The sequence below is a fragment of the Cellulosimicrobium cellulans genome, from assembly GCF_006539945.1.
Classification (GTDB): Bacteria; Actinomycetota; Actinomycetes; order Actinomycetales; family Cellulomonadaceae; genus Cellulosimicrobium; species Cellulosimicrobium cellulans.
In genome coordinates this window covers 1-24,684 of the sequence record NZ_BJNZ01000007.1, presented here as the reverse complement: position 1 = coordinate 24,684, position 24,684 = coordinate 1, and the positions used below count along the sequence as shown (strand labels likewise).

Below are 24,684 nucleotides of genomic sequence, written 5' to 3'. Positions count from 1 at the left end.
CTACCAGGGCTCTACCTCGCGGGAGCCGGCTCCAGGTCGAGCGGGTCCGGGCCGAGGACGGGGAGGTTGTCGCGGAACACGTTCGTCGGGTCGACGCGGCGCTTGACCTCCCGCAGCCGCTCCAGCGTCGCGGGCGGGAACGCGTCCGTCACCCGCTCGGTGCGCTGGTCGGTGTCGAAGCTCAGGTACATGCCCTCGAACACGTCGGCGAGCGCGTCCCACCGCGCGTCGAGCCGGGAGCGGCTCGCCCCCATCGCCACGACCGAGAAGTTCGCCGACCGGTGCGCGTACGCCGTCGCGTCCGCCGGGACGTCGGACGCCGCGCCGCCCGTCGAGCGGATCTGGAAGAAATACGTGTCCCCGCTCGCGACGAGCCCCGCCAGCCGGGCGGACGCCTCGGGCGTGAGGTGCTCCAGCAGGCCGGACCGCGACACGGGCTCGCCCTGCCCGCCGTGCGGCCCGGGCGCGGGCGCGGAGACGACGGCGTCGTACGGCACGATCTGCGCCGTCGCCTGCGCGAGCAGCGGGGAGATCGCCGCGAACGGCTGCAGGCGCGCGAGGACCGTGTCGGGGTCGTCGGAGTCGACCATGGTCATGGACTGCGCGACGACCGGCTGCCCCGGTCGCGGGCGCCCGACGATGAGGAAGCTCGTCGTGTCCCGCGGCGAGGTCTCGACCGTCGCGCCCCAGCGCTCGAGAAAGCCTGCGACGTCGGACGCGTCGTGCACCATCTGCGCGAACCCGACCGCGGACACCTCGTCCGCGACGAGCTCGAACGACGTCACGATGCCGACCTGCGACCCCGCACCCCGCACGGCCCAGAACAGGTCCGGGTTCTCCTCGTCGCTCGCACGCACGACCGAGCCGTCCGCGAGCACGACCTCGACCGCCCGGATGTGGTCGATCGTCAGGCCGTGCGCGCGGCCGAGGAACCCGATGCCGCCCGCGGTCGCGAGTCCGCCCACGCCCACGCCGCCGTAGTCGCCCGACGTGATCGCCCACCCGCGCGGCGCGAGCGCCGCCGCGACCTCGCCCCAGCGCGCACCGGGCCCGACGCGCACGAGGCGCGCGGCGTCGTCGAGCACCTCGACGGCGTCGAGCGCGCCCAGGTCGAGGACGATCCCGCCGTCGTTCGTCGAGCGCCCGCTGATCCCGTGGCCGCCGGAGCGGACGGAGAGCGGCACCACCTGCGTGACCGGCTGGGCGCGCGCGAACGCGAGCGCCTCGACGACCTCGGCGGTGTCGCGCGGACGGAGCACGAGCCCTGGCGAGCCGCCGCGCAGGTAGTTCGAGCGCACGCCCGCGTACGCGGCGTCGCCCGGCTCGACCGCGCGCTCCGCGAGCGAGGCGGGGACGTCGTCGTAGGCGATGCCGTCGCGGCGCGCGGCGCGGACCGCGAGCGGCACGACGCGCGACGTGTCGGTGCCGTGCGCCGCGCGCCCGGCGGCGACGGCCTCGCGCAGCGCGGGCGCGACCTCCTCGGCGAACCGACGGGTCGTGCGCTCGTCGTCGGTCGCGAGGATCAGCGTCGAGACGCCCTCCTCCAGGACGAGCGGCAGGAGCCGCTCGACCCAGGCCTCGGGCGGTCCGGCGAGGTCGGGCGCGCCACCGAGACCCGACGCCGTGGCGGCCGCGTCGAACGTGCCCGACACGTTGAGCAGGCGCGTCACCTCGCGCGGGTCTCGCCCGACGGCGGTCGCGGCCTCGTCGATGCGCGCGTTGCCCGCGCGCAGCCCGTCGAGGCCGACGCGGCCCAGCGACGGGAGCCAGCCGTCGGCCTTCTCGCCGACGAGGCGCAGCATGCGCGGGCCGAGCGCGCCCAGCCACACGGGGATGCGCCGCGTGGTCCCCGGTCCGGCGGTCGCGCCGTCGAGCCGGTGGTGGCGCCCGGGGACGAATAGCTCGCCGTCGCCGTCCTCGCCCCAGATCGCCCGGATCACCTCGATCGCCTCGGCGAGCGCGTCGACCGACTCGCCCGGCGTCAGGCGCTCGACGCCCATCGACACCATGGCGTCCCAGAAGGCGCCCGCGCCCAGCGCGAGGTCGACGCGCCCGTCGGACAGCAGGTCGAGGCTCGCCGCGGAGCGTGCGAGCACGGCGGGCCGGCGCATCGGGACGTTGACGACGTCGGGTGCGACGTGGATGCGCTCCGTCGCGGACGCGACGTACGACAGCAGGGTCCACGTGTCGAGGAAGCGCGGCTGGTACGGGTGGTCCTGGAACGTCACGAGGTCGTAGCCGAGGTCCTCCGCGAGACGCGCGAGCCCGACCGTCGCCTCCGCGTCCTGCGCCGAGGGCGTGACGAACGTGCCGAACCGGAGCGGGTGGCCGTAGTCGGTCATGCGCGGGCCTCGCCGTCGGTCGTGGTGGTCGACACCGGGCCGTCAGGCGCGGTGCCGCGCGCGGCCGCGACGAGCTCGCGCGCCGCGGGGGCGACCTCCTGGCCGACGACGGCGAGCGTCGTCGGGTCGTCGCCCGCGACGATCCACGTGGACACGCCGTGCTCGAGCGTCACCTCGGCGACCTGCTCGGCCCACTGGCGCGGCGATCCCTGGAGGAAGCCCGCGCCGCCGTCGGCGGTGAAGCGTCCGCCGACGTTGAGCAGACGACGCACGGCGCGCGGGTCGCGACCCGCGCCCTCGGCGGCGGTGTCGATCGTCGCGTTGCCCTTCGCCAGCGCCTCGAAGCTCTGGAGGTACGCGAGCGACGGGAGCCAGCCGTCGGCCTGCGCGCCGACGAGGCGCAGCATCCTCGGCTTGAGCGCGCCGACCCAGATCTCCACGTCGTGCGCGGGAGCCGGCCCGCGCTTAGGGCCGTCGACGCGGTGGTGCGCCCCGCCCGCGACGAGGCGGTCGCGCGTGGACGTGTCCCACAGCCCGCGGATGACGTCGATGCCCTCGGAGAGCGCGTCGACCGACTCCCCCGGAGTCAGACGCTCGCCGCCCATGGCGACGATCGGGTCCCAGAACCCGCCCGCGCCGAGCCCCAGCTCGACGCGTCCGCCCGAGAGCCGGTCGAGGCTCGCGACGGCCCGAGCGAGCACGGCCGGCGGGCGCAGCGGCAGGTTGAGCACGTTGCCCGCGATCCGGACCCGCTCTGTGCGCGCGGCGACCCAGGACATCAGCGTCCACGTGTCGAGGAACGCCGCCTGGTACGGGTGGTCCTGGAACGTGACGAGGTCCAGACCCACCTCCTCGGAGAGCTGAGCCAACGCGACGGCCTGGTGCGGCGCCGCGGCGGTGGGTGTGACGAAGGACCCGAAGCGCAGGTCGTGGCCGTAGTCGGGCATGGCTCCTCGCGATCTGGAGATACGTTGCTGTGCAGAACATATCTGTAACAGATAGGTGGATCAACCGCATTCCCGGCGGTAGGGTGGGCGGATGAGCACGACCACGACGTCCGCCGCACCCACCGGCCCGGCCGAGCTCCCCGGCCGCCTCGAGGACCTCGGCTGGCACCTCGGCGTGCTCCTGCGCGCCTACCGCGCGACGGTCGAGCAGGCGCTCGACGACGTCCCCCACGGGACCCGCGGCTACCAGGTGCTCGTCACCGTGGCGCAAGGCGACCACCCCACCCAGCTCGCCCTCGCCGAGCACCACGGCATCGACCGGACCGTCATGACCTACCTCGTCGACGACCTCGTCGCCGCGGGCCTCGTCGAGCGGCAGCAGAACCCCGCCGACCGTCGCGCGCGCCGCGTCGTCGCGACGCCCGGGGGCCGCCGTCGCCTCGCCGGATGGGCCACCGCCGTGCACGACGCCGAGGAGCAGCTCCTCGGCATGCTCTCGCCCGACGAGCGCAGCGCCTTCCGCACGCTCATGCGCCGCGTCGCGTGCGACCTGCGCGACGTCGACGCCACCACCGACCCCTGCACCGTCGCCGAGCACACCCTCGGCGTCACCACCCCGCCCGGGAAGAGCCCCGTTCGGCCGGAGGAGAACCCCGGTCCGCCGAGGTAGAACCCCGGTCCACCGCTGCCGTACACGCGCCCGACATCGCCGGCAGTCGCCCGGGTGAGCGGAGACCACGGTGAGACGACGCCGGGCGGGGTGGGTGGTGGTGCCGCGTCGTGGCGGGCCTGGCGGGAGCCGCGAGGAACGAGCGGCGGATGGTAGACGCGGCACCACCACCCACCCCGACCACCCAGGCCAACCACACGCCGTCGAACCCAAGAAACACAGCTCTACCTCGCGCAACCACGGCTCTACCTCGCGCGACCACGGCTCTACCTCGCGCGACCACGGCTCTACCTCGACAGACCACGGCTCTACCTCGGCAGGGGGTCCGCCGCGGTGGGTGAGGCGTCCGCCTCCGTGAGGGCGGTGTCGGTGTCCTCGGGGTCACGGCCGGGGAGGGGGTAGAACCAGAAGCACACGAACGCGAGCGCGGCGAGGACCACGGGGACTCCGCCGAGGAGGAGGCGCACGCCGGTCGCGACGCTGTCCGGCTGCGCGACGTCGCCCGCTCCCTCGACGTACCCGCTCGCCGAGAGCGCGCCGGCGACGAGCACGGCCTGGACGATGACCGACCCGCGCACGACGAACCCGTTGGCGCCGAAGTACATGCCCTCGCGGCGCAGGCCGGTGCGGCGCTCGTCGTCGTCGATGACCTGCGCGAGCGCGACCTCGAGCACCTGCATGAGCCCCGCGACGCCGACGCCCACGGCGAGCCCTGCGAGCGCGGCGCCCAGGACGGTCGACGGGACGAGGTAGAGGCAGGTCGCGAGGCCGTACACCGCGACGACCCACAGCATTGCCGAGCGCGGCCCGATCTTCCGCACGACCCACGACCACCCGACGATCGACGGGATCGCGGCGACGAAGATCGGCGCGAGCAGCAGCGTCGCGTCGGCCTCGGCGCCGCCGAGCGTGTAGCGGACGTAGAACGGGACCGCGGCGAGCACGATCGCGGTCGTGCTCTGGAGCAGGAGCGACCCGAGCACGTAGGTGACGAACGCGCGGTTCGCGAACGTGTACCGGAGCTGGTCCCCCAGCCCGACGGCGGCCTCGCGCGAGCGCACCGCCGCGACGTCGACGGGACGCTCGACCATGCCGGCGAGCGACCACGCGAAGAACGCGAGGCTCACGACGGCGAGGAGGAGCGCCATCCAGGTCCACCCGAGCGTGCCGTACAGCAGCGGCGCACCTGCGGTGCCGAGGATCATCCCGACCAGGCCGAAGATCTGGCGCGGCGTGTTGCCGCGGGCGCGCTCCGCCGTCGTGCGGAAGATCTCGGGGAAGAGCGCCGAGATGTTGAGCGCGACGACGACGTACGCGACGTCGAACAGCGCGACCACGACGAGGAACCACACGACGAGGCCGGTCGGGCTCAGCGCGGGCGGCATCCACACGAGCGCGAACGCGACGACGAGCGGCACGATCCCGAGCCCGATCCACGGGACGCGCCGGCCCCACCGCGTGCGGCGACGGTCGGAGACCGCGCCGACGAGCGGGTTGAGCAGGGCGTTGACGATGCCGTGCGCGACCATCGCCCCCGCGACCCAGCCGGCGCGCACGCCGAGGTGGTCGACGTAGAAGTAGACGACGAACGCGGAGAACGTCTGCATGAGCAGGTTCGAGGGGAACGCGGACGCGCCGTAGGCGACCGTCTGCGCGCGCGAGGGCGTGCCGACGAGCCGGCGGTCCCGGACACGACCGAGCAGCCCCCCGCCCGTGGTCGTCGCGCCCGGCGCCCCGTAGGGGGCGCTCACCGCTCGCCCCGCTGCACCGCGCGCAGGTCCCGCCAGCCGACGCGGACGATCCCCTCCTCGGCGATCACGGCCGCCACGACCGGGTCGGCGAGCAGGCGGTGCTCGAAGCCGCGCTTCGCGACGCCGTAGTCGGCGACGTCGCCGAGCTCGTCGTCGTCGAGCATCGGGTGGAGGAAGATCTCCGTCACGCCGGACGGGACGCGGCGCAGCAGGTCGAGGAAGTCGGCCCGGACGTCCTCGTAGTCCTCCTCCTCGACCGTCCCGGCGCCGTCGAGCTCGAACGGGTGCGTCCAGAGCCGGTCGACCAGGACGACGCCGAGCGCGTCCGCGGCGGCCGTCGCCTCGTCGAGCAGGGGCTGGAAGTCGCCGGGGGGAAGCACCATCCCGTCGGTCGTCCGGGGCAGCCGGAACGGCAGGCGGTACCGGGCGGCGAGCTCGAAGACCTGCGGCAGGAACGACCGTCCCGTCTCGAGCCCGTAGACGGAGCCCATGTGGTTGTCGAGGTGGGAGACGTCGACGCCGGCCGCGAGCGCCGCGTCGAGCTGCGCCGTGAGCTCGGCGACGACGTCCTCGACGCGCGCCTGGCGCTCGACGGACAGGACGTCGCGCGGGAAGTAGCCCGCGTCGTCGACCAGCGACGTGCCCGTCCCGGTGAGCGGCCGCCACCGGTACCGCGTCCACTCGCTCGTCAGCACGAGGTGCACGCCGACGTCGACGGGGTGCGCGGCCGCGAAGGCGAGCGCGTCCGGGGCCCACCCGCACGGGACCATGACGGTCGCGGAGTCGATGTGCCCCGCGAGGAGGAGATCGGAGACGGCACGGTTGGCGGCGCGGCACATGCCGTAGTCGTCGGCGTTGAGGATGATCGCGCGCGCGCCGGCGGCGAGGCCGAGCCGGGAGACGAGGTCCGACGGCGGTGCGCCCGCCCCGTCCGGTGCGGCCGCGGTCACGACGCCGCCTCCTCGCGCTCGTCGGCGGCGTCGCCCTCGGCCGACGCGGGGTGGGCCGCCGCGGAGCGGAACACCTCGTCGCGCAGCGCGTCGCTGGCCGAGCGCGCGGCCCCCACCACGACGGCGTCGCACGTGAGCTGCGACGGCACGACCTGGATGGGGAGCACGGCGATCTTCTCCGCGAGGAAGCGCTGGACGCGGTCCGCGATCGGCGCGCGAGCGGCCTGGTTCGTGAGGACGAACAGCTCGGGCTCGACGACGAGAGCGACCGACGCCGCGACGACCCCGATGCGCTCGGCGACCTCGTCGAGCGCGTCGTTCGAGGCGCCGTCACCGTGCTCCGCGCGGTCCACGAGCTCCTTGACCGTCACGTCGTCGGGCAGGCCGTGCTCCTTCGCGAGCACGGCGAGCGACGACGCGCCCAGCGCCTCGGAGCCCAGCGCCCTGGCGGGGTGCGGCAGGAACGAGACCTCGCCCGCGCCGCCCGCGAACCCGCGGTGCAGCTTCCCGTCGAGCACCAGCCCTGCGCCGAACCCGTCGCCGAGACCGAGCACCGCGAACGAGCGCACGCCCGCGGCGACCCCGTCGCGCTGCTCCGCGAGCGCCGCGAGGTTGAGGTCGTTCTCGAGCGTGACCGGGCAGCCCAGCGAGTCCTCGAGGGCCTCGACCAGGTCCGTCCCACCCTTCTCGTAGCCGGGGACGCGCCGGATGGTCCGCTGGTCCGATCCGACGATCAGCGGGACCGCCGCGACGGCGCGCGTCACCTCGACCGCGGTGCCCTCGGGGAGCCGGGCGGCGACGTCGCTCACGCACGCGCGGGCGAGCTCCGCGGCAGCACGCGCGCGGGCCGTCGTCGTCGGCTTGACGTCCCGACGCTCCGCGCGGGCGCGGATCGCACCCGTGACGTCGACGAGCGCGACCCGCACCCGGTCGCGCGCGACGTCGATCCCCAGCCCGAACGCGTAGTCGGGGTCCACGCGGTACAGCGTCGCGGCCGGCCCCCGCCGGTCGTGGTCGAGCCCGGCCTCCGTGACGACGCCCGTCGCCTCGAGCGCGCGCAGCGTCTGCGCCACGGTCGTCTTGGACAGCCCGGTCGCCGAGACGACGTCGGGCCGCGCGACCTGCGCGCCCGTGCCGAGCACGTCGAGCACGGCGCGCGCGTTGAGCGTGCGCAGGAGGGCGGGTGTACCGGCGGGAGTGGTGTCCATCTGGTCTCCGTCGAGCAGTGGGTGGGTCGAGCCGACATGTCCGAGCCGTGCAGGTAGGGCGGGAAGTTCCCTACCCGCCCGGAGACTAGCCGGGCTCCCTGTGGTTGTCGACGGCAACCGGTCTCCCGGTGGACGGCCCTGTACCGTGGCGTCGTGATCCGCCGAGCCCTCGCCCGCGCCTACTGGGCGACCAGCCGGTGGTCCCTGCGCTCCGAGCCGTACGACACGGGCCGCCCGACGCTCCTCGTCGGTGCCCCGCACACGTCGAACTGGGACTTCGTCCTCATGCTCGCCATCGCCTGGAGCACGGGGATCCACGTGCGCTGGCTGGGCAAGCACACGCTGTTCGCCGGCCCGGCCGGGCCGCTCATGCGCGCGCTCGGCGGCATCCCCGTCGACCGCCGCGACCCGAGCCGGGTCGTGGCCGACGTCGTCGCGCGCCTCCAGGCCGGCGAGGTGTTCTCGCTCGTCGTGACGCCGGAGGGCACGCGCGGCGCAGGCTCGTACTGGAAGTCGGGCTTCTACCGCATCGCGCGCGAGGCACACCTGCCGGTGACCCTCGGGTACGTCGACCGCACCACCATGACCACCGGCCTCGGCCCGACGATCGAGCTCACGGGCGACGTGCGCGCCGACATGGACGTCGTGCGCGCGTTCTACGCCGACAAGTCCGGCCTCCGCCCGGCGCTGCGCACCGAGCCCCGGCTCCGCGAGGAGGACGCGGCCGCCTGAGGCGGTGCGCGACCTCCCCGACCCGTCTGCTGACCGGCCCACCGAGAGATGCGTCCGCGGTCGACGGATGCGTCCCGGAACGCATCTGTCGACCGTTGACGCATCTCTCGCCCGGGCTGACCGTCGGACCACCCCGGAGATACGTGGTCCCCACATGGTTTCCACCCGCCACGCCGCTCGGCGGGGCACGACGACGCAGCGAGCCCGACCGTGCAGGCGCACGATCCCGGCGAATCGACCCGCCGGGTACGGGACTTCCCGTACCCGACGCCGGTCGTGCGTAGTCGTTGAGCGGACGTCACCCGGCTGCCTACGGTCCACCCGTCACGGCCGACGGTGCGGGCTCCGCACGGCGTCGGCCCTCCCCGACACAGGAAGCGAGTCCCCCATGAAGCGACTCCGCGCGGCGCTCCTCGCCGCCGTCGTGGGCGCGACCGCGATCATCGCCCCGATCGCGATCGCCCCCAGCGCCTCGGCGCACGGCTGGATCACCTCCCCGCCCTCCCGGCAGGACCACTGCGCGAAGGGCACCACGTCCTTCGACTGCGGGTCCATCAAGTACGAGCCGCAGTCCGTCGAGGCCCCCAAGGGCTCGATGAAGTGCTCCGGCGGCAGCGGCTACGCGATCCTCGACGACGCGAGCAAGCCCTGGCCCCGCACGACCACCGGTCGCGACGTGACGTTCCAGTGGAACCTCACCGCGAACCACGCCACGAGCGTGTGGGAGTACTTCGTCGACGGCCAGCTCTTCGCGACGTTCGACGGCGGCGGCGTCCAGCCCCCCAAGGACATCTCGCACACGCTCGAGGGGCTGCCGCTGGGCGACCACACGATCCTCGCGCGCTGGAACGTCTCGAACACGGTGAACGCGTTCTACAACTGCGTCGACCTGACCGTGACCGCCGACGGCACCAACCCCGGCGGGGGCGAGAACCCCGGCGGCGACGAGGGCGAGAACCCGGGCGGCGGCGAGCCGGGCACCTGCACGGACGCGGCGTGGTCCGCGACGGCGACCTACACGGGCGGCGCGAAGGTGTCGCACGACGGGAACGTCTACGAGGCCAAGTGGTGGACGCTGAACAACGTCCCGGGCTCCGAGGCGTGGGGCCCGTGGAAGCTGGTCGGCGCCTGCTGACCGGCTGAACCCCGCGACGGCGGGTGTCCTCGTCCGTACGGGCGAGGCACCCGCCGTCGTGCGTGCCGGGCGTGAGCGGCGCACCGGGTACGCGGAAGCACGTACGGGCTTTGCCCAATTGTCCGCACTCCTCACGTTTCGTAGCGTCGAGAGCGCCCGATCCGAGAGCGGCCCGCGACGAAGCGCGCCGCAGGACCCTGCACCACCGGATGGAGAGCGAGACATCTCATGCGAAGACTGAGAGCGGTACTCCTGGCGGCCGTCGTCGGCGCGGTCGCGATCATCGCCCCCGTGGCGATCGCCCCGAGCGCGAGCGCGCACGGCTGGATCACGTCCCCGCCGAGCCGGCAGGACCACTGCGCGAAGGGCACCACGTCCTTCGACTGCGGCGGCATCAAGTACGAGCCGCAGTCCGTCGAGGCCCCCAAGGGCTCGATGAAGTGCTCCGGCGGCAGCGGGTTCAGCATCCTCGACGACGCGAGCAAGCCGTGGCCGCGCACGCAGACCGGCACGTCGGTGACGTTCCAGTGGAAGCTCACCGCGGCGCACAACACGAGCACGTGGGAGTACTTCGTCGACGGCGTGCTGTTCAAGACGTTCAACCAGGGCGGCGCGCAGCCTCCGAGCAACATCTCCCACACGCTGACTGGCCTGCCCGAGGGCAACCACACGATCCTCGCGCGCTGGAACGTGTCGAACACGGTGAACGCGTTCTACAACTGCGTCGACCTGAAGATCGGCAGCGGCGGCACGGACCCGGGCGACCCGGACCCCGAGCCCACCGACCCGGAGCCCGGCGACTGCACGGCGCCGGCGTGGACCGCCGGCGGGGTGTACCTCGGCGGTGCGAACGTGTCCCACGACGGCCGCAACTACCAGGCCAAGTGGTGGACGACGGGCGAGAACCCCGCCCAGAGCGGCCAGTGGGGCGTCTGGAAGGACCTCGGCGCCTGCTGACCTGACCCACCGAACGCTGCGTCAGCGGTCGACGGATGCGTCCCTGAACGCCTCCGTCGGCCGCTGACGCATCTCTCGACGACCGGGCTCGAACCCGCCCATCTCCCGCCGCCTGGTTCGACCACAGGATCGTTCTGTCCACAGATGTCTGCGCCAAGACCCCGCCCGACACGGCGACGCTGCCATCGTTCCGCGCGTGACCACATCCGAGCCGCTCCCGCGCACGGTCCTCGCCGCAGAGGTTCCGCGCCCTCAGGTCCTCGCCGCGCTCGACGCGGGCACCGCGCTGCGGCTTCGCCGCGGTGCGTACCTGCTCGGTGCCGACCGGAACCGGTCCCTTCCACCCGCCCGAGCGGAGCGTCGGATCGCCGAGGCCCGCATCCAGGCCGTCGCGCGCCAGCTCGAGGGCCGCTTCTGCTTCTACGGGCCCACCGCGGCGCTCGTGTGGGGGCTGCCGCTCTGGCGCGCACCGGCGCAGGTGCACGTGGTGCAGCGCAACGTCCCGGGCCGCGGTGCGGCGTCCGACCTGGTACGCCACCGCGTCGCCGTCGCGCCGGAAGACCTCACCCAGGTCTCCGGCCTGCCCGTGACCACGCTCGAGCGCACCGTGCTCGACTGCGCGAGGGCCCTGCCGGCGCGGGAGGGGCTCGTCGTCGCCGACGCGGCGCTACGACGAGGAGCAGACCCCGAGGAGCTCAGACACAGGTCGCACGAAGCACGCAGCCGTGGCGCGGTGCGAGCCCGGGCGGTGCTCGCCGTCGCCGATGCCGGGGCGGAGAGTCCCGGGGAGTCGGTCACGCGGTACGCGATCCTGCGCCACGGCCTCCCGGCGCCCCGGACCCAGCTCGTCGTCCCCACGCGCCTCGGCACGTTCCGGGCCGACATGGGCTGGGACGAGTGGCGCCTCCTCGTCGAGTTCGACGGGTTCGTCAAGTACGGCGAGCTCGCCGGTGGCGACCCGGCGAGAGTCCTCTACCGGGAGAAGCGTCGGCAGGAGGCCATCGAGGAGGAGGGCTGGCGGATCCTGCGGGTCACCACACCGGACCTGCGCAGCGAGCAGCAGGTCGCCGACCGCGTCCGGCGGATGGTCCCCGCCCTGAGCAAGGTGCCGCGCGTCGCACGCCCCGGCCTGCTCTGAGGGCGACGCCGAGTGCTGCGTCTGCGTGCAAGCGCTGCGTCTGCGAACGCATCTCTCGCGCACGGACGCAGCCGTCGGCGGCGGGCGTCAGCCGCGGCCCCGGAGGCGGTCGAGGTCGCGACGCTCGCGCTTCGTCGGGCGCCCGGCGCCGCGGTCGCGGACGGCGACGCGGACGGTGAGCTCCTGGGGCGGTGGGGGCGGGCTCTGGTCGATCACGGCCTGCGCGGCGAGGGGCGCCGAGACACGCTTCACCAGGATCCTCTCGACGACGAGGATTCTCTCGGCGGGGCCGCCGCGCACGACGACGCGGTCGCCGACCTTGACGCCCGTCGCCGGCTTCGCACGCTCTCCGTTGACCCGCACGTGCCCGGCCTTGACCGCCGCGGTCGCCTGCGACCGGCTCTTGAACACCCGGACGGCCCACAGCCAGCTGTCGACACGCGCGCTCGTCGCCTCGGTCGTCGCCATCCCCCGAGCGTAACGACCGCGCGCACCACGCCCGGCGTGCGAACCGGCTCGCACCGTGCCACCGTGAAGGCAGGCATACGGGGTGGTTGCCCCCTATGACTGTTTCGTCCCCCCAAAGGAACGGAGACAGGGATGAGCTTCATCGGATGGATCCTCATCGGCCTCATCATGGGCGCGATCGCGCGCGCGATCCTGCCGGGCAAGGCAGCAGGTGGCTGGATCGTCACGCTGATCGTGGGTGTGCTCGGCGCCCTCCTCGGCGGATGGATCGGCGGCGCGCTGTTCGGCGCGGACGCCAACGACGAGTTCTTCTCGCTCACCACGTGGTTCTGGGCCTTCGTCGGCTCGCTGCTCGTGCTGCTCATCTGGGGCGCGATCTCGCGCCGCTCGGCACGCAAGTAGGGCATCGACGACCGCCGCGACCGGCGGCGCACCCGGCCCGGGCTCCTGCGGGAGCCCGGGCCGTCGTCGTACCAAAAGACGTGGACATCGTCCGCCGGCGCGGGAACGCTGGACGGCATGAGCAGCGTCGCCCGCACCACCCCCGAGGTGTCCCTCCCGCCGGGGTACACGCTCGTCGAGGCTCCGCACCCCGCGTCGCTCGACGACCCCGACGCGTGGGCGTACCACGCCGTCGCGGACCTCGAGCGCGAGCACGAGCTCGAGGTCCACGGCTACGACGACCTCGCGCTCCGACCCCGGGACGTGCTCTCGGGCATGAACCACCAGGAGTACGCGACCAAGCGCCGGTTCGTCGTGGTGCGCTCCGCGGCCGTCCGCGCCCTGATCGCCGACGGCGTGCCGCCCACGGTGCCCGACGTCGTCGCGCACCTGTTCGTGCTCCACCCCACCACGAGCAACGAGCGGCTGAGCGAGACCTTCGTGCTCGTCCGGCCGTCCGCGCGTCGGCACGGCATCGGGACTCCCCTGCTCGCGCTCGCCGAGCGTCTGGGCGCGGACGCCGGGCGCACCGTGCTCCTCTCGAACACCTCGCACGGCGAGGAGCCTCCCCCGGGCCCGGGCGCGCTCGCTGCCACGACCGGCGCCGGCCGCGTCCCCGCCGAGGCCCCCGGCCCGCGCTTCCTCAGCGCGCGCGGGTACGCCCTGGAGCAGGTCGAACGCCACTCGGTGCTCGACCTCCCGCTGGCCCCCGACGCCCTCGGCGCGCACCTCGACGACGCCCGGGAGCACGCCGGCTCCGACTACCGGGTGCACACCTGGACCGACGAGGTCCCCGACGTCTGGCTCGATCAGGTGGGCGTGCTCTTCACCCGCATGAGCACCGACCCGCCCACGGGAGGCGTCGACTACGGCGAGGACCCGTGGGACGCGCGCCGCGTGCGCACGTGGGTGGGTGAGCAGGCCGAGAAGCGGAACGGCTTCCTCCTGAGCGCCGCGGAGCACGTGCCGACCGGCACGCTCGCCGCGTTCACGGTCTTCCTGTACCCGCTCGACCGCGACGACGTCGCGTTCCAGGAGGACACCCTCGTGCTCCGCGAGCACCGCGGGCGCCGGCTCGGGATGCTCGTCAAGGTGGCCAACCTCGACGCGCTCGCCCGCGAGCGTCCCGCGACCGCGCGTGTCCACACCTGGAACGCGCAGGAGAACGACCACATGCTCGCGATCAACGTCGCTCTGGGGTTCCGGCCCGCGGGCGTGTGGGCGGCGTGGCAGCGCCGGACGACCCCGGAGGACGGCGAGTGACCGCACCGCAGGCAGGACCGACCACCACCACCGCGCGCGACGTGCGCGTGCGCATCGAGCCCGTCCCGCCGAGCCTCGACGCACCGGACGCCTGGGCCGTCCACGGCACGGTCCGGGTCGGCGACGCGATCGACCGCGCGATCTACGGACACACGGACCTCGCCCTGGACGCGGCGACCGTCGCGGGCACGGTGGCGAGCACCGGATACCGCCGCGTGCTGCGGTGGGTCGCGGTGCTCGACGACGCCCCTGACGGCACGACGCCCCGGCCCGAGGACGTCGTCGGACGCTCGATGGTGGCGCTCCCGCAGCAGGGCAACACGCACGTCGCGGTCGTCTACGTGGGCGTGGACCCCGCGCGCCGGCGCCGGGGCGTCGGCACCGCGCTGTGGGACGCGGCGCTGGAGGTCGCGCGCGCGGAGGGACGGCGCGTGATCCAGTCCGACTCGTCGTTCGCGCCCGAGCCGCCGCCCGGCCCGGACGCGCTCGAGGCGCCGACGGGCAGCGGCCGCGTCCCGGCGCACGACGACGGGACCACCTTCGCGCTGCACCGCGGGTTCACGCTCGAGCAGGTCATGCGCCACTCGGTGCTCGACCTCCCGGTCGCGCCCGCGGTGCTCGACCCGCTGCGCACGGCAGCGACGGAACGGTCCGACGGCTACCGCGTGCACGTGTGGACGGACGAGGTCCCCGAGGAGTGGATCGACCAGTTCGCGGTGCTCGAGACGCGGATGAGCACCGACGCCCCGAGCGGCGGGCTCGACCTCGAGGAGGACCCGTGGGACGCCCAGCGGGTCCGCGCGGCGTCCCGGGAGATCCACGACCGCGGTCAGGGCTACGTCATCGCCGCGGCCGAGCACGCGGCGTCGGGCACGCTCGCGGCGTTCTCGATGGTCGCGTACCCGCACGACCGCCCGGAGGTCGTGTTCCAGGAGGACACGCTCGCGCTCCGGGAGCACCGCGGCCGCAGCCTCGGGATGCTCGTCAAGGTCGCCGTGCTCGACGAGCTCGCGCGGGCGCGGCCGTCGTCGCGCCGGGTGCACACGTGGAACGCGCAGGAGAACGCGCACATGCTCGCGATCAACGTCGCGCTCGGCTTCGCGCCCGCGAGCGTCGACGCCGAGTGGCAGCTCGTGCTCGACGCGGCACCCGACGGGAAGCCCGAGAGGGAGCCCGACACGACCTCCTGAACCCCGGAGGCCGCCGCGACGTCGGCCGCTCAGCGGATGCCGTCGAGGAAGCGGATCATCCGCTCGGTGACGAGCGCGGCGGCCTCCGGCTCGTACGACGGCAGGCTCGGGTCGGTGAACAGGTGGCGGTCCCCGGGGTAGACGTACAGCTCGGCGTCCGGCGTGGAGTCCACGAGCTCGCGCGCGGCGTCGAGGTCGCCCTCCCCCGCGAACGACGGGTCGGCGTCCATGCCGTGCACCTGCACGGGGACGGCGTCCGGCCAGGCCTCGCCGAACTCCGAGACCGGCACGCACGCCTCGAGCAGCACCGCGCCCTTCGCGCCGGCGCGCGTCTGCGCGAGCATCTGCGCGGGCAGCACGCCGAGCGAGATCCCTGCGTAGACGACGCCGGCGTCGTACCCGTCCGCGACGGACCGCCCGCGCTCCAGGACCGTCCCGAACCCCAGCTCCTGCACGTGCGCCATGCCCTCGTCGAGGGTCGCGAACGTGCGCCCCTCGAACAGGTCCGGCGTGTGCACGACGTTCCCGGCTCCCCGCAGCGTCTCCGCGATCGTCCGCACGCCCTCGGTCAGCCCGTGCACGTGGTGGAACAGCACGACCTCGGCCATGGTCCCCTCCTCGGTGTCCGCTCCTGTCCGACCGGCGCCGTCGCCGACCGGCGTGCGCCCGACGGCCGCACGCCCACCATCGTCGCGCGGACCGCCCACGTTCGCCGGGCCCGGGGGTCCAGGGACCTGCGACGGCCGTTCGTGAGGCCACCGGACCATCGACCGCGGGACGGTCGGGGTGGGCGAGGGCCGACGTCGGTCAGTAGTTTGGTGGTCATGACCTCGCAGCCCGTGCCGCCGCCGATCGACCCCACCACCACGCCGTCCTGGACCGCGCTGACCGTGCACCGCGACACCGTGGAGCCGGACCTGCGCACCTGGTTCGCGGCCGACCCGGACCGTGCGCGCCGCCTCACGCACCAGGCCGCCGACCTCACGGTCGACCTGTCGAAGAACCTCGTCACGGACGAGACGCTCGAGCTGCTCGTGCGGCTCGCCGAGGAGGTCCGCCTCGACGACCGCCTCGAGGCGATGTTCACGGGCGAGCACATCAACGTCACGGAGGACCGCGCCGTCCTGCACACGGCCCTGCGCCGGCCGACCCCGCTGGGCGACGACGAGCACCTCGTCGTCGACGGCCAGGACGTCGACGCGGACGTGCACGGCGAGCTCGCGAAGGTCTACGCGTTCGCGGACACGGTCCGCTCGGGCGAGTGGACGGGCGTCACGGGCGAGCGCGTGCGCACGGTCGTGAACATCGGCATCGGCGGCTCCGACCTGGGCCCGGTCATGGCGTACGAGGCGCTGCTGCCGTACAAGCACCAGGACATCGAGGTGCGGTTCGTCTCGAACATCGACCCGACGGACGTCGCGGAGAAGACGGCGGGCCTCGACCCGCGCACGACGCTGTTCATCGTCGCGTCCAAGACGTTCGGCACGCTCGAGACCCTGACGAACGCGCGCCTCGCGCGCGACTGGCTGTGGACGGAGCTCGCGGCGGTCGGCGCGATCGAGGACACGGACGAGTCCCGGCAGGCCGCCGTCGCGCAGCACTTCGTCGCCGTCTCGACCGCGCTCGACAAGGTCGCGGCCTTCGGCATCGACCCGGCGAACGCGTTCGGGTTCTGGGACTGGGTGGGCGGGCGCTACTCCGTCGACTCCGCGATCGGCACGTCGCTCGCGATCGCGATCGGCCCCGACCGCTTCGCCGAGCTGCTCGCCGGTTTCCACGCGATCGACGAGCACGTGCGCCGCACGCCGTTCGAGCGCAACGTGCCGGTCCTCATGGGCCTGCTCAACGTCTGGTACGTGAACTTCCTCGACGCCCACACGCACGCGGTGCTCCCCTACGCGCAGTACCTGCACCGCTTCCCGGCCTACCTCCAGCAGCTCACGATGGAGTCCAACGGCAAGCGCGTGCGCTGGGACGGCTCGCCCGTGACCACGGAGACGGGCGAGATCTTCTGGGGCGAGCCGGGCACCAACGGCCAGCACGCGTTCTACCAGCTCATCCACCAGGGCACGCGCCTCATCCCGGCGGACTTCATCGCCGTCGCGAACCCTGCGCACCCGCTCACGGACGAGGTCGGCGACGGCGGCGCCGTCCAGCCCGGCGCGGACGTCCACGGGCTGTTCCTCGCGAACTTCTTCGCGCAGACCAAGGCGCTCGCCTTCGGCAAGACCGCGGACGAGGTCCGCGCGGAGGGGACGGCGGAAGAGCTCGTGTCCGCGCGGACGTTCCCGGGCAACCGCCCGACGACGTCGATCCTCGCTCCCGCGCTCACGCCGTCGGTCCTGGGCCAGCTCATCGCGCTCTACGAGCACATCACGTTCGTGCAGGGCGTCGTGTGGGGCATCGACAGCTTCGACCAGTGGGGCGTCGAGCTCGGCAAGAAGCTCGCGCTCGAGATCGCGCCCGCCGTCGCGGGCGACGAGGACGCCCTCGCCGCGCAGGACCCGTCCACCGCGGCCCTCATCGACCGCTACCTCGACCTGCGCAGCTGACCTGCATCTCGACGACCACGGCAGGAGGGCCGCCGTCCCGTGGACAGCGGCCCTCGTGTCGTTCTCGTGGACCCTCCCCTTCCTCGGCCCGGCTGCGAGCCCGCGCGCGCTGCGTACACTGACGGCGCGACAGCCGCGAGCCCGTTCGGCGTCGTTCAACCCGGAAGGACACCGATGGCCGACGCCGCCACACCCGAGACCCTTGCCCGCACACTGACGGAGCACGCCGACGTCGTGCGCAGCGCCTGGCTCGAGGCCGCCGCGCACGAGCTGCACGGCCGCACCTCGCGAGGAGAGCTCGAGCGCGAGCAGGGCGAGATCCTCGACGCGCTCCTCGACGGCCTGCGCTCGGGCGGGGTGTCGCTGTCCGACGCCGCGTTCGACCAGCTCCGCGGCATCCTCGCCGACGTCTCCTCCGCGCGCGCCCGCCTCGGGTTCACCCCGCGCGAGACGGCGATCGGCGTGTTCGCGCTCAAGGAGGGCCTGTACCGGCTCGCCACGGCGACGGACGCCGGCACCGACGTCACCCCGCTCCTGCGCCTGGTCGACCAGCTCGGCCTCTTCACGTTCGAGACGTTCGCCGCGGCGCGCGAGGCGATCATCGCCGAGCAGTCCGAGCAGCTCCTCGAGCTCTCGACCCCCGTCGTGAAGCTCTGGGAGGGCATCGTCGCGGTGCCGCTCGTCGGGACGCTCGACTCGGCGCGCACCCAGGTCGTCATGGAGAAGCTGCTCAACACGCTCGTCGACACGGGCAGCGAGCACGCGATCATCGACATCACAGGCGTGCCCGCGGTGGACACCCAGGTCGCGCAGCACCTGCTCAAGACGGTCGTCGCGGCGCGCCTCATGGGCGCCGAGTGCACGATCAGCGGCATCCGCCCGCAGATCGCCCAGACGATCGTCGCGCTCGGCATCGAGTTCGGCGACATCCGAACGCGCGCGAGCCTCGCGGACGCGCTCGTCGACGCGCTGCGCGCGGGCCGCGACTCCCGGCGGACCGGGCTCCCGGCATGACCGACGCCGTCCCCATCCTCAAGATCGGCTCGACGCTCCTCGTCTCGATCCAGGTCGACCTCCAGGACGACACCGCGCTGCGGCTCCAGGAGGACCTGGCCGAGCGCATCACCGAGACCGGCGCGCGCGGAGTGATCATCGACATCTCCGGGCTGGAGATCGTCGACTCCTTCATCGGGCGCATGCTCGCGTCCGTCGCGGGCATCTCCCACGTGCTCGACGCGACGACCGTCGTCGTCGGGATGCGACCCGCCGTCGCGATCACGATGGTCGAGCTCGGGCTGTCGCTCGGCGACGTCCGCACGGCGCTCGACGTCGAGCGCGGCCTCGCGCTCCTCGCGCCCGAGGAGCGGTCCGCCGAGGACGTGCTCCTCGCGGCCGCCGAGCGCGAGGAGAGATGACGACGACCACGACCCCGCCGTCGACGGCCGAGCGCGTCCCCGTGCGCACCGACTCCGACGTCGTCCGGGTCCGTCAGCTCGTCCGGACGCTCGCGCAGCAGGCGCGCCTGTCGCTCGTCGACCAGACCAAGCTCGTCACCGCGGCGAGCGAGCTCGCGCGCAACACGCTCGTCTACGGCGGCGGCGGCGAGGCCGAGGTCCAGCTGGTCACCGAGGGTCTGCGGACCGGCGTCCGCGCCGTCTTCTCGGACGAGGGACCGGGCATCCCGGACCTCGACCTCGCGCTCACCGACGGCTGGACCAGCGGGAGCGGGCTCGGCCTGGGACTGTCGGGCTCGCGGCGCCTCGTCCAGCACTTCGCGATCGACACGGCACCCGGCGCGGGCACCCGCGTCGAGATCGCGACCTGGTCCCGATGAGCCCGGACCTCGACCGCCCCGACGAGCGCCGCAGCCTCGTCGAGGGCGGCACCTGGTACACCGTCGACCACCCGTCGGCCGTCGGGACGGTGCGGCGGGGCGCGAGCACCGTCGCGCGGTCGCTCGGCCTCGACGACGACCGGGCGGCCGAGATCGGGCTCGTGGTCTCCGAGCTGGCGACGAACCAGTGCCGGCACGCCGGCTCGGGCACGGTGCTGGTCCGTGTGCGGCGCACCGGCGACGACACCGCGCTCGAGGTGCTCGCGGTGGACTCCGGTCCGGGCATGCGGGACATCGGCGCGGCGATGCGCGACGGCGTGTCGAGCAGGGGCACGCTCGGCATCGGCCTGGGCACCCTGCCGCGCCTGGCGACCTCGTGGGACGCGTGGACGTCCCCCGGCCGTGGGACGGTCATCGCGGCGACGTTCGCGGCGCACGGGACGGTGGCCGGTCTCGCGGAGCCGACGGGGATCACCCGGCCGATGACCGGCCAGACGGTGTGCGGCGACGCGCTCGCGGTCCGCCACGACGACGGCGTGCCGAGCCTCCTCGTCGCCGACGGCCTGGGGCACGGCCCGCTCGCGGCCGCGGCGTCGGGCGCCGCCGTGCGGGCGTTCCTCGACGCGCCCGCCGGTCCTCCCGTCGCGCTCCTCGAGCGCGTGCACGGGGCGCTCGGGGGCACGCGCGGCGCCGCCGTCGCCGTCGCCCAGGTGCCCGGCGACGGATCGCTGCGGTACGCGGGCCTGGGGAACATCTCCGGGACCGCCCAGGGCACGCGCTCGCGCGGCCTCATGAGCTACCCGGGCATCGCGGGCACGCGGGGACGGCCGCTGCGGGAGACGACGTACCCGGTCGAGGCCGGCGACGTCGTCGTGCTGCACAGCGACGGGCTCACCGACCGCTGGTCGCTCGCCGACTACCCGGGCCTCGCGACGCGCTCTCCGCTCGTCGTCGCAGGCGTCGTCCTGCGCGACCACGCGGTGCGCCGGGACGACTCGTGCGTGGCCGTGCTCCCGATCGGCCGGGAGGCGGCATGAGCACGACGCTGCTCGTCACCCAGCTCCGCTCCGACTCCGACGTCATCGCGCTGCGTCGGGCCGGCCGGGAGATCTGCCACCGGCTCGGGCTCGACACGCAGGACCAGGTGCGCGTCGCGACCGCGCTGTCCGAGATCGGCCGGTCCGCCGTCGCCTCCGGCACCGCCGACGTCGTCGTCGGGGTCCTGCCCGGTCTCCCCCAGGCGACGCTGCGCGCCGAGATCGTGGCGGGCACGCCGTTCCTCGTCGAGGGCGACTCGAGCGACGGCGGCATCCCCGCGGCGCGCCGGCTCGTCCGTGGCCTCGAGGTCGACCCGACCGGGACGCGCGTCCTGCTCACCAAGTCGCTCCCCGCGACCGCGCGCACCGACGAGGCGACGCTCGCGGCCGTGCGGCGGTCCACCGCGGCCGCGCACGTGGCCGACGCGGTCGACGAGCTGCGCGTCCAGAACGCGGAGCTGGTCCGCACCCTCGACGAGCTCACCCGCCAGCAGGAGGAGCAGCGGCGCCTCAACGTGGAGCTGGAGGAGACGAACCGGGGCGTCCTCGCGATGTACGACCAGCTCTCCTCCGAGCTCGAGGAGACCAACACCGGCGTCGTCGCGCTCTACGCCGAGCTCGACGAGCGGGGTCGCGAGCTCGCCGCGGCGAACGAGGCGAAGACGCGCTTCCTGCGCAACGTGAGCCACGAGCTCCGCTCGCCCGTGAACTCGATCCTCGGGCTGACCTCGTTGCTCGCCGACTCCCACCTCGACGGCGAGCAGACCCAGCAGGTGGGGTTCCTCCGGGAGAGCGCCGCGACGCTCCTCACCCTGGTCGACGAGCTGCTCGACCTCGCGCGCGCCGAGGCCGGGCACGAGGACGTCGCGCCCGGCCCGGTGGACGTGGCGGAGCTGCTCGACGAGCTGCGCGGCACGACCCTTCCCGTGGTGCGCCCCGGCGTCGCGCTGCGGACCGTCATCGCACCCGGCCTCACGCTCGTCACCGACCGCCGGCTCCTGTCCCGCGTGCTGCGCAACCTGCTCACGAACGCCGTGAAGTTCACGGACCACGGCGAGGTCGTGCTCCGGGCGGAGGCCGACGGGGAGGTCGTGCGGTTCGACGTCAGGGACACCGGTCTCGGCATCCCCGCGGACCAGCTCGACGCCGTGTTCGAGGAGTTCGTCCAGGTCCCCAACCGTCTCCAGCCGACCGTGCGCGGAACCGGCCTCGGGCTGCCCTACGCGCGCCGGACCTCCGAGGCGCTCGGCGGGGCGCTCGTCGCGACGTCACGCCCCGGGGAGGGAAGCGTGTTCACGCTCCGGCTCCCGTCGCTGTCCGTCGGCGAGGCGGTCCCGTCGGACCCGCGGCCCGAGCCCGAGGAGGCGGACCACGACCTCGGGCACGTGCTCGTCGTCGACGACGACCGGGCCTACGCCTCGGTCGTCTCCTCGATGCTCCGCGACGACGCGGCGCGGGTCAGCGTCGCGCACGACGCGTCGCACGCCCTGGCGCTCCTGCACGACGGCGCGGCCGACGTCGTGCTCCTGGACGTGTGCCTCCCGGGGACGGACGGGGTGACCCTCCGGTCGACGATCCAGGGCCTCTACCCCGCGACGGCGACGGTGCTCATGTCGAGCGCGCCTGCCCCCGCGGGGATCGGCGACGCCCCGTTCCTCGCGAAGTCGGGCATCGACCGCGACCGCCTCGTCGCGACCCTGCGCCGGGAGGTGAGCGCTCGATGAGCGCCGAGCGCACCGTGCTGGTGGTCGACGACACGCACGCGCACCGCTACGTCATGGCGAGCTGGCTCCGCCGCGCCGGGTTCGACGTCGTCGAGGCCGCGACCGGGAGCGAGGCGCTGGCCCAGGCGTCGGCGCACGTCGACGCGGTCGTCCTCGACGTCAACCTCCCGGACATCCCGGGCCGCGAGGTGTGCAGCCGGCTCAAGGCGGACCCGGCGACGGCCCACGTGCCGGTCCTGCACGTGTCTGCGACCGACGTCGACGCCGCGGCCCGCACCGCCGGTCTCGAGGGCGGGGCGGACGCCTACCTGCCGGAGCCGCTCGACCGCGACGAGTTCCTGGCGACCATCAGCGCCCTGTGCCGGCGCGTCGACGCCCAGCGGGGCGCGGGCCGGACGGCCCGACGGCTCGAGGCGCTCACCGACGCGCTCGTCCCGCTCCACGAGGCCCGGTCGCCGGAGGCCGTGGCCGACCACGCGGCGCGCGGCGCGTGCGCCGTCCTCGGTCGTGCGGTCGTCTCGATGGTCGTCGCCGAGGCCGGCGTGGTGCTGCGCTCGGTGTGCTCCACGGAAGGCGCCGTGCTCGTGCGCGGCCGCGGCCCGACCGCGGTGCTCCCCCCGACGGGAGCGATGACCGCGGAGTTCGGTCCCGACGACGTGCCGGCCCCATGGCGCCCGCTCCTCGCCGAGGCCGGGGTCGGCCCGTCGGCATGGTTCACCTTCTGGCTCGTCGACGGCACGGGCGCGCTCGTCGGCGGGCTCGGCATCGAGGTCGGCGACGAGCCGCTGTCCGACGAGGAGCGCGAGGCCGCCGGGCGCTTCGCCGAGGCCGCGACGGTCGCCCTGGCGAACCTCCGCACGTTCACCGAGGAGCACCGCATCGCGCTCGCGCTGCAGCGCGCGCTCCTCCCGGCCGACCTGCACGTGCGGGGCGGCGTCGAGGTCGCCGCGCGGTACGAGGCGTCGGACGCCCGCCTCGACGTCGGCGGCGACTTCTACGACGCGTTCGACCTCCCGGACGGGCGGGTGGCCGTCGTCATCGGCGACGTGCAGGGCCACTCCCTGCGCGCCGCGACCGTGATGGCGGAGGTGCGCATGACGCTGCGCGCCTATCTGCGCGAGGGCCACGACGCGGCCGCCGCGCTGGACCTCCTCAACGCGGCGCTGCGCGACGACCACACGGAGTTCGCGACGGTCTGCGTGTGCGTGCTCGACCCGGCGACGGGCGCCCTGGAGCTCACGGATGCCGGGCACCTGCCCGCGCTCCTCGTGCGCGCCGACGGGACGGTCGTCCGCGCGAAGTCGGGCTCCCGGATCCTCGGCGTGCCGAGCCCCGGCGCGCGCCTCGCCCACCACGAGGTCCTGGAGACCGGCGACCTCCTCGTGCTCGTGACCGACGGGCTCGTCGAGCGCCGGGGCGGGTCGCTGGTCGACGCGCTCGACCGCCTCGAGCGGGTGGCCGGCCAGCACGCGGGGCTCGACCCGGCGGCCATGTGCGAGCACCTCGTCGCCGCGTTCGACGACCCCGGCCGCGAGGACGACGTCGCCGTGGTGGCGGTCGGGCGTCAGGCGTCGCCGGACGGCACCTTGTCCGCGACGTCGTCGTAGGTGACCTCCGCCGGCACCTCGGCCGGGGCGTACACCAGGCGCACGACCCCCGTCGGATAGGTCTCGGACCGCAGGAGCGTGAGCGGGTAGTACGGCTCGCCCTCGTCGAAGAGCCGCTCGCCCGTGCGCGCCGCCACGGGGTGGACGAGGAGCCGCAGCTCGTCGAGCAGCCCGGCCGCGAGGAGCTGCCGGACGACCGAGATCGACCCGGCGACGAGCACCTTCCCCAGCCCCGGCTCCTCCTTGAGCGCGCGCACGGCCTCGACGAGGTCGCCGTCGAGCCGCTCGACGCGCCGCCAGCCGAGGTCCTGGTCGCCGCGCGTCGCGACGATCTTGCGCATGTCGCCGAGCCGCGCCGCGAACGACGCGTCCTCGCCCCCGGCGGTCTCCCGCTCGGGCCACGCGCCGGCGAAGCTGTCGTACGTGACCCGCCCGAGGAGCAGCGCGTCGACGTCCTGGTAGTCCTCGTCGACGGCCGCCGCCATGTTGTCGTCGAAGTACGGGAAGTGCCACGCCGGGTCGATCTCGGCGACGCCGTCGAGCGAGAGGAACAGGGTGGACACGAGCGTCGCGGTCATGGGTGGCCTTCCGGTCGGGTGCGGAGATGGTCGGTCGATGCCGGGGCAGACCGTCGCGCCGGCGCGAACTCATCGTCCCGTCGACCACGACGTGGCGCGCGGTCGAGCACGACATGGCGGTCGTCATCCGTGCGATAGCGACCGCCATGTCGTGCTCGGC

Annotated in this window: 23 protein-coding genes; 15 read left to right on the top strand and 8 right to left on the bottom strand. The window is 74.2% G+C overall.

Annotated elements, in window-relative coordinates; genetic code table 11:
• Window positions 1-11: 11 nt before the first annotated feature.
• Window positions 12-2,342 (bottom strand): LLM class flavin-dependent oxidoreductase, encoded by a 2,331-nt coding sequence (locus CCE02nite_RS07240; protein ID WP_141389000.1) that lies wholly within the window; start codon window positions 2,340-2,342, stop codon window positions 12-14.
• Window positions 2,339-3,289, bottom strand: a complete 951-nt coding sequence (locus CCE02nite_RS07235) for an LLM class flavin-dependent oxidoreductase (RefSeq protein WP_141388999.1) — start codon at window positions 3,287-3,289, stop codon at window positions 2,339-2,341. The genes CCE02nite_RS07240 and CCE02nite_RS07235 overlap by 4 nt, the downstream gene beginning before the upstream one ends.
• Before the next feature lie 91 nt (window positions 3,290-3,380).
• Between CCE02nite_RS07235 and CCE02nite_RS07230 the strand changes: the two genes are divergently transcribed.
• Window positions 3,381-3,959 carry a MarR family winged helix-turn-helix transcriptional regulator gene (locus CCE02nite_RS07230; protein WP_141388998.1) on the top strand — a complete coding sequence of 193 codons (579 nt, stop codon included), beginning with the start codon at window positions 3,381-3,383 and terminating at the stop codon, window positions 3,957-3,959.
• A gap of 308 nt (window positions 3,960-4,267) precedes the next feature.
• Here CCE02nite_RS07230 and CCE02nite_RS07225 read toward each other — a convergent pair whose 3' ends face one another.
• From CCE02nite_RS07225 to CCE02nite_RS07215, 3 genes are read right to left on the bottom strand one after another with little or no spacing between them, the layout of a single operon-like run.
• The gene (locus CCE02nite_RS07225; protein ID WP_255318700.1) at window positions 4,268-5,710 is read right to left on the bottom strand and encodes an MFS transporter; all 1,443 of its coding nucleotides are present in this window, start codon (window positions 5,708-5,710) and stop codon (window positions 4,268-4,270) included.
• A complete protein-coding gene (locus tag CCE02nite_RS07220) occupies window positions 5,707-6,660 on the bottom strand; it encodes a polysaccharide deacetylase family protein (RefSeq protein WP_255318699.1) in 954 nt (317 codons plus the stop codon). The genes CCE02nite_RS07225 and CCE02nite_RS07220 overlap by 4 nt, the downstream gene beginning before the upstream one ends.
• A complete protein-coding gene (locus CCE02nite_RS07215) occupies window positions 6,657-7,868 on the bottom strand; it encodes an ROK family transcriptional regulator (protein WP_141388997.1) in 1,212 nt (403 codons plus the stop codon). Before CCE02nite_RS07215 ends, CCE02nite_RS07220 begins: the two co-directional genes overlap by 4 nt.
• Before the next feature lie 153 nt (window positions 7,869-8,021).
• Here CCE02nite_RS07215 and CCE02nite_RS07210 point away from each other — a divergent pair, with 153 nt between their 5' ends.
• The 4 genes from CCE02nite_RS07210 (at window position 8,022) to CCE02nite_RS07195 (ending at window position 11,830) form a co-directional block, all read left to right on the top strand.
• Window positions 8,022-8,600, top strand: coding sequence for a 1-acyl-sn-glycerol-3-phosphate acyltransferase (locus CCE02nite_RS07210; RefSeq protein ID WP_141388996.1), 579 nt, complete (start codon window positions 8,022-8,024; stop codon window positions 8,598-8,600).
• 388 nt (window positions 8,601-8,988) lie between these two features.
• Window positions 8,989-9,735, top strand: a complete 747-nt coding sequence (locus tag CCE02nite_RS07205; RefSeq protein ID WP_141388995.1) for a lytic polysaccharide monooxygenase — start codon at window positions 8,989-8,991, stop codon at window positions 9,733-9,735.
• 228 nt (window positions 9,736-9,963) lie between these two features.
• Window positions 9,964-10,692: a lytic polysaccharide monooxygenase gene (locus CCE02nite_RS07200; protein ID WP_141388994.1), complete on the top strand. Its 729-nt coding sequence runs from the start codon at window positions 9,964-9,966 to the stop codon at window positions 10,690-10,692.
• A 196-nt stretch (window positions 10,693-10,888) separates the two neighbouring features.
• Window positions 10,889-11,830, top strand: coding sequence for a type IV toxin-antitoxin system AbiEi family antitoxin (locus tag CCE02nite_RS07195; RefSeq protein WP_141388993.1), 942 nt, complete (start codon window positions 10,889-10,891; stop codon window positions 11,828-11,830).
• Between the two features lie 87 nt (window positions 11,831-11,917).
• Here the strand turns inward: CCE02nite_RS07195 and CCE02nite_RS07190 are convergent, their stop codons facing one another.
• On the bottom strand, window positions 11,918-12,298 hold the full coding sequence (locus CCE02nite_RS07190; protein ID WP_141388992.1) for an RNA-binding S4 domain-containing protein: 381 nt from the start codon (window positions 12,296-12,298) through the stop codon (window positions 11,918-11,920).
• A gap of 132 nt (window positions 12,299-12,430) precedes the next feature.
• On the opposite strand from CCE02nite_RS07190, the gene CCE02nite_RS07185 reads away from it, so the two are divergent.
• From CCE02nite_RS07185 to CCE02nite_RS07175, 3 genes are all read left to right on the top strand, one after another.
• Complete coding sequence (locus CCE02nite_RS07185; RefSeq protein ID WP_141388991.1) at window positions 12,431-12,700, top strand: GlsB/YeaQ/YmgE family stress response membrane protein; 270 nt, start codon at window positions 12,431-12,433, stop codon at window positions 12,698-12,700.
• Window positions 12,701-12,817: 117 nt separating this feature from the next.
• A complete protein-coding gene (locus CCE02nite_RS07180; protein WP_141388990.1) occupies window positions 12,818-14,002 on the top strand; it encodes a GNAT family N-acetyltransferase in 1,185 nt (394 codons plus the stop codon).
• Window positions 13,999-15,192 carry a GNAT family N-acetyltransferase gene (locus CCE02nite_RS07175; RefSeq protein WP_141388989.1) on the top strand — a complete coding sequence of 398 codons (1,194 nt, stop codon included), beginning with the start codon at window positions 13,999-14,001 and terminating at the stop codon, window positions 15,190-15,192. Before CCE02nite_RS07180 ends, CCE02nite_RS07175 begins: the two co-directional genes overlap by 4 nt.
• A gap of 29 nt (window positions 15,193-15,221) precedes the next feature.
• On the opposite strand, the gene CCE02nite_RS07170 is transcribed toward CCE02nite_RS07175, so the two are convergent.
• Window positions 15,222-15,800 carry a dienelactone hydrolase family protein gene (locus tag CCE02nite_RS07170; RefSeq protein WP_141388988.1) on the bottom strand — a complete coding sequence of 193 codons (579 nt, stop codon included), beginning with the start codon at window positions 15,798-15,800 and terminating at the stop codon, window positions 15,222-15,224.
• 216 nt (window positions 15,801-16,016) lie between these two features.
• On the opposite strand from CCE02nite_RS07170, the gene pgi reads away from it, so the two are divergent.
• The 7 genes from pgi (at window position 16,017) to CCE02nite_RS07135 (ending at window position 23,946) form a co-directional block, all read left to right on the top strand.
• Window positions 16,017-17,744 carry a glucose-6-phosphate isomerase gene (gene pgi, locus CCE02nite_RS07165; RefSeq protein WP_141388987.1) on the top strand — a complete coding sequence of 576 codons (1,728 nt, stop codon included), beginning with the start codon at window positions 16,017-16,019 and terminating at the stop codon, window positions 17,742-17,744.
• 174 nt (window positions 17,745-17,918) lie between these two features.
• Window positions 17,919-18,758 (top strand): STAS domain-containing protein, encoded by an 840-nt coding sequence (locus tag CCE02nite_RS07160; RefSeq protein WP_141388986.1) that lies wholly within the window; start codon window positions 17,919-17,921, stop codon window positions 18,756-18,758.
• On the top strand, window positions 18,755-19,159 hold the full coding sequence (locus CCE02nite_RS07155; protein WP_141388985.1) for an STAS domain-containing protein: 405 nt from the start codon (window positions 18,755-18,757) through the stop codon (window positions 19,157-19,159). Before CCE02nite_RS07160 ends, CCE02nite_RS07155 begins: the two co-directional genes overlap by 4 nt.
• On the top strand, window positions 19,156-19,578 hold the full coding sequence (locus tag CCE02nite_RS07150) for an ATP-binding protein (RefSeq protein WP_141388984.1): 423 nt from the start codon (window positions 19,156-19,158) through the stop codon (window positions 19,576-19,578). Before CCE02nite_RS07155 ends, CCE02nite_RS07150 begins: the two co-directional genes overlap by 4 nt.
• The gene (locus CCE02nite_RS07145; RefSeq protein ID WP_141388983.1) at window positions 19,575-20,615 is read left to right on the top strand and encodes an ATP-binding SpoIIE family protein phosphatase; all 1,041 of its coding nucleotides are present in this window, start codon (window positions 19,575-19,577) and stop codon (window positions 20,613-20,615) included. Before CCE02nite_RS07150 ends, CCE02nite_RS07145 begins: the two co-directional genes overlap by 4 nt.
• Window positions 20,612-22,339, top strand: a complete 1,728-nt coding sequence (locus CCE02nite_RS07140) for an ATP-binding protein (protein ID WP_141388982.1) — start codon at window positions 20,612-20,614, stop codon at window positions 22,337-22,339. Before CCE02nite_RS07145 ends, CCE02nite_RS07140 begins: the two co-directional genes overlap by 4 nt.
• On the top strand, window positions 22,336-23,946 hold the full coding sequence (locus CCE02nite_RS07135) for a fused response regulator/phosphatase (protein WP_141388981.1): 1,611 nt from the start codon (window positions 22,336-22,338) through the stop codon (window positions 23,944-23,946). The genes CCE02nite_RS07140 and CCE02nite_RS07135 overlap by 4 nt, the downstream gene beginning before the upstream one ends.
• On the opposite strand, the gene CCE02nite_RS07130 is transcribed toward CCE02nite_RS07135, so the two are convergent.
• Window positions 23,904-24,524: a dihydrofolate reductase family protein gene (locus tag CCE02nite_RS07130; protein ID WP_141388980.1), complete on the bottom strand. Its 621-nt coding sequence runs from the start codon at window positions 24,522-24,524 to the stop codon at window positions 23,904-23,906. The two genes, CCE02nite_RS07135 and CCE02nite_RS07130, sit on opposite strands and share 43 nt — an antisense overlap.
• Window positions 24,525-24,684: the final 160 nt, after the last annotated feature.

What these genes read in the sequence shown, in the direction of transcription:
- CCE02nite_RS07145 (WP_141388983.1), top strand. Translation starts at nt 19,575, where the DNA reads ATGAGCCCGGACCTCGACCGCCCCGACGAGCGCCGCAGCCTCGTCGAG.
- CCE02nite_RS07235 (WP_141388999.1), bottom strand. Translation starts at nt 3,289, where the DNA reads ATGCCCGACTACGGCCACGACCTGCGCTTCGGGTCCTTCGTCACACCC.
- CCE02nite_RS07205 (WP_141388995.1), top strand. Translation starts at nt 8,989, where the DNA reads ATGAAGCGACTCCGCGCGGCGCTCCTCGCCGCCGTCGTGGGCGCGACC.
- pgi (WP_141388987.1), top strand. Translation starts at nt 16,017, where the DNA reads ATGACCTCGCAGCCCGTGCCGCCGCCGATCGACCCCACCACCACGCCG.
- CCE02nite_RS07160 (WP_141388986.1), top strand. Translation starts at nt 17,919, where the DNA reads ATGGCCGACGCCGCCACACCCGAGACCCTTGCCCGCACACTGACGGAG.
- CCE02nite_RS07230 (WP_141388998.1), top strand. Translation starts at nt 3,381, where the DNA reads ATGAGCACGACCACGACGTCCGCCGCACCCACCGGCCCGGCCGAGCTC.
- CCE02nite_RS07170 (WP_141388988.1), bottom strand. Translation starts at nt 15,800, where the DNA reads ATGGCCGAGGTCGTGCTGTTCCACCACGTGCACGGGCTGACCGAGGGC.
- CCE02nite_RS07215 (WP_141388997.1), bottom strand. Translation starts at nt 7,868, where the DNA reads ATGGACACCACTCCCGCCGGTACACCCGCCCTCCTGCGCACGCTCAAC.
- CCE02nite_RS07155 (WP_141388985.1), top strand. Translation starts at nt 18,755, where the DNA reads ATGACCGACGCCGTCCCCATCCTCAAGATCGGCTCGACGCTCCTCGTC.
- CCE02nite_RS07185 (WP_141388991.1), top strand. Translation starts at nt 12,431, where the DNA reads ATGAGCTTCATCGGATGGATCCTCATCGGCCTCATCATGGGCGCGATC.
- CCE02nite_RS07200 (WP_141388994.1), top strand. Translation starts at nt 9,964, where the DNA reads ATGCGAAGACTGAGAGCGGTACTCCTGGCGGCCGTCGTCGGCGCGGTC.
- CCE02nite_RS07140 (WP_141388982.1), top strand. Translation starts at nt 20,612, where the DNA reads ATGAGCACGACGCTGCTCGTCACCCAGCTCCGCTCCGACTCCGACGTC.
- CCE02nite_RS07150 (WP_141388984.1), top strand. Translation starts at nt 19,156, where the DNA reads ATGACGACGACCACGACCCCGCCGTCGACGGCCGAGCGCGTCCCCGTG.
- CCE02nite_RS07130 (WP_141388980.1), bottom strand. Translation starts at nt 24,524, where the DNA reads ATGACCGCGACGCTCGTGTCCACCCTGTTCCTCTCGCTCGACGGCGTC.
- CCE02nite_RS07135 (WP_141388981.1), top strand. Translation starts at nt 22,336, where the DNA reads ATGAGCGCCGAGCGCACCGTGCTGGTGGTCGACGACACGCACGCGCAC.
- CCE02nite_RS07240 (WP_141389000.1), bottom strand. Translation starts at nt 2,342, where the DNA reads ATGACCGACTACGGCCACCCGCTCCGGTTCGGCACGTTCGTCACGCCC.
- CCE02nite_RS07190 (WP_141388992.1), bottom strand. Translation starts at nt 12,298, where the DNA reads ATGGCGACGACCGAGGCGACGAGCGCGCGTGTCGACAGCTGGCTGTGG.
- CCE02nite_RS07180 (WP_141388990.1), top strand. Translation starts at nt 12,818, where the DNA reads ATGAGCAGCGTCGCCCGCACCACCCCCGAGGTGTCCCTCCCGCCGGGG.